At 45.7% G+C, this 1,198-nt stretch carries 2 protein-coding genes; both read right to left on the minus strand.

The annotated features are described in order from the left end of the window. Window positions 1-306: 306 nt before the first annotated feature. Window positions 307-687, minus strand: coding sequence for a hypothetical protein (locus tag B7364_RS08245; RefSeq protein ID WP_085339532.1), 381 nt, complete (start codon window positions 685-687; stop codon window positions 307-309). 19 nt (window positions 688-706) lie between these two features. Next, on the minus strand, window positions 707-1,198 hold a 492-nt coding region (locus tag B7364_RS17885; protein ID WP_232780847.1), incomplete at its 5' end, for a hypothetical protein.

A 1,198-nucleotide genomic window follows, 5' to 3' on the forward strand; every position in this document is an offset into this window, starting at 1 on the left:
CAGCGCGTCGCCGAAATCACAGTTATTGCGGGTGTCCAGATTGCTCAGAGTTGTTTTTGGCTTGGCATATGCGAGCGACTTCGCTGTGGGAGAGCCCGAGGCGATCCAGCACAGCCTTGACGGATGAAAGGAGTACTTCTTTTTCCGTCAAGCCCAAATCAAACCTACAAGGATTATATGGTCGGTCGAATCAATCATATTAGTGCCCGGAATCAGCAACCACAACGTCTGGGGTAGTTTTTGTATAGACCACATCTATGTAAGGCCTCATAGCACTACTGAATTGATACCAATCTCATCCTTGAACTACGTATCGATGGAATAGTTGTATGACCAAGCAATTCCAGCTACTTTTTCTCTTTCAAGGAACAAGAAAACAAAACCACTTCTCAGAAAGCTATGTTTTCTAAATATCTCAACAATTTCACCGGGGTTGCATTCAATTTTGTTAAAGAACCCTTTTTCACAGTCAGCCAAGCCGGAATATAGCAGCCCCATAGCAATCAGCTTAGCTTTCGCAGCTCGGTGATCATCACCAATATTGACTTCGTGAAAACTTCCAGAAGTAATATGGCCATAATAAAATGTATTCTGGCCCTTCTGAATCCTTTCCGGTGTGCGCGCACAGCTCGCCGCGAGTGGAAGGACACCTATTGACAACAACTGAATAAGACTCCTGCGGTTCATTTAGATCTCCAACTCAACTCTAACATCTTAGCCTCGTGCCGCAAGGAGGCGGCGGTGCGGTTCCGACGCTTCCTGTCGCTCCGTCTCCTACTGCTACAACACCCGATGGCCTGATATCCTCAATCTTCGTGCCAGGTTTTCCTCCTTCGACGACTGCGCCTGCACCTGAGTTGCTATTGGCGTTGCCAGATAGTCCATTGGGCACAGCAGCATAATTTGTTTGTCCAGGGTCGCTTTGAGTCCCCAATTGAGCATTAACATTCTCACCTGACGCTATGATATCATCATCTTTGAAACCTTGATACGTCAGATTTACTACTACAACACCTTTGCCACCTTCATCCCAAGATCTTTTGTCATCAATGTCGGTGTCTGTGCCAGTATCAGTCAAAGATACAAGCTTTCCTGGATTCAACATATCGCTATTCTGGGGTCCATATGAATATCGTTCCCGAACTGAACCATCATTGTTAGGTTCTGTTGACAAACTGGATTCCCAAATCATTTGAAT

It is taken from the genome of Aquidulcibacter paucihalophilus (assembly GCF_002105465.1).
In the GTDB taxonomy this organism is placed as follows: Bacteria; Pseudomonadota; Alphaproteobacteria; order Caulobacterales; family Aquidulcibacteraceae; genus Aquidulcibacter; species Aquidulcibacter paucihalophilus.

Bases quoted from the DNA above. Each gene is read 5' to 3' on its own strand.
- B7364_RS08245 (WP_085339532.1), bottom strand. From the start codon at position 687: ATGAACCGCAGGAGTCTTATTCAGTTGTTGTCAATAGGTGTCCTTCCA.